The organism is Priestia sp. P5_B4 (assembly GCF_056400385.1).
The window spans coordinates 1-1,519 of the sequence record NZ_JBFULJ010000909.1; the positions used below are offsets into that span (position 1 = coordinate 1).

2 protein-coding genes are annotated in these 1,519 nt (G+C 37.3%); one reads left to right on the top strand and one right to left on the bottom strand.

The annotated features are described in order from the left end of the window. The first annotated feature begins 543 nt into the window (after window positions 1-543). A complete protein-coding gene (locus AC1DRF_RS27370) occupies window positions 544-807 on the top strand; it encodes a hypothetical protein (protein ID WP_013057818.1) in 264 nt (87 codons plus the stop codon). A 34-nt stretch (window positions 808-841) separates the two neighbouring features. On the opposite strand, the gene AC1DRF_RS27375 is transcribed toward AC1DRF_RS27370, so the two are convergent. Next, the coding region (locus AC1DRF_RS27375; protein ID WP_477742233.1) for an LCP family protein at window positions 842-1,519 on the bottom strand (678 nt) is incomplete at its 5' end.

Below are 1,519 nucleotides of genomic sequence, written 5' to 3' on the forward strand. Positions count from 1 at the left end.
CTTCTATCCAGACTGAGCCATTTTCAATCACCGTTAAGTTTCTCATTTCTTTTCCAGCTAAAGGACCTTTATTTTCTTTGGCCGTTACAACTTGCGAAGCATTTTTAATCCATAGCGCTTTTTTTGACATCGTTGAATTTCCCCCTTTTCTAGCGTGTACCACGTTTTGGGGCCTCATGTTTACCGTAAACTCATTTAGATTCACCTACACATTTCGCGCCTCTGCCTTCTTTCTTGTAGGTAGAAATTTGAAAAAGCATATCCATGGTCTGAAAAGCGTGTTTTTAAGTCTTTAAAGCTAGATAACTTATAATTTTTTCAATTATATACGCTTTTAGACCCTTCTTTTCTCCGTTTTCTTACTTATTAATTCTCGTTTTATCCAAATATATCCCTATATACTAAATCTTTTATCACATGTATTTTATAAACATCACGGCGATTTCCCCTCAACAGGATAAATAATAGATTTCTAGGAATAGAACGTTTATAATATTCTTTGAAGTTTTACTTTTAGAAAGATTCACTAATGGAGGAAGAAATATGATTGTCAACTATAAAAACCAAGCAACCGGTCATCGCATGAATAACGGCTGGAATCTTTTCTATGCGTCAAACTTAACGATGTGGCGCAAAGATGAAAAGTATTTGCTTTTAGATGAAAACCAAGATGTAGTGATGATCTTTGGCTTTAAAAAAGACGAAATCATTCTAGATAAATTGCAAACGTGGGGCTATACATTTGGTGTACATCCAGAGAAAAAACAAATTTCCTGCTTGCAGCGYCAAGAAGAAATTGGTGAATAAAAAGAGGGCTGAATTTCTTCAGTCCTCTTTCTTATTAATGAGTTTGTTGAAACATAGCGCTCAGCTGTTTTTTTTCAGATGGTTTGACAACATAATACCATGTACCATCTACCATTTGTCCTTCTCCTTTTACGGTTACCGTTTCGAAATCAGGCCGGCCCTTCTTAATAACGTTATACATCGTAAATGCATCGCTGACATCAATATTCGTTCGAATATGCTTCTTTACAAGCGTGAGGAGACTTGGAATGTTTTTCACCGTTGACATGTTCATTCCTTTATCTAATAGAGCTTCCACTACTTGGCGCTGGCGATTATTTCTACCTAAATCTCCTTTTGGATCTTCGTGTCTCATCCGCACATAGGCAAGAGCTTTTTCGCCGTCCAACGCATTTTCTCCTTCAGGAAAGATAAATGAATCAAACACAAAAGGAAACGGGTTCTTAACGTATACTCCGCCAAGTTCATCTACTACATCTTTAAAGCCTTCCATATTTACTTTCACATAATAATCGACATCGACATCTAAGAAGTTCTCAACCGTGCGCACGGTTAAAGGAATGCCTCCGTATCGATAAGCATGATTAATTTTCTCATCCGTTCCTTTTCCATCAATGTGCACGCGCGTATCTCTAGGAATCGGCATAACTTTTGCTTTATTGTGGCTCGTATCTAAGTTGACCACCATTAATACATCTGAGCGGCCTGTATC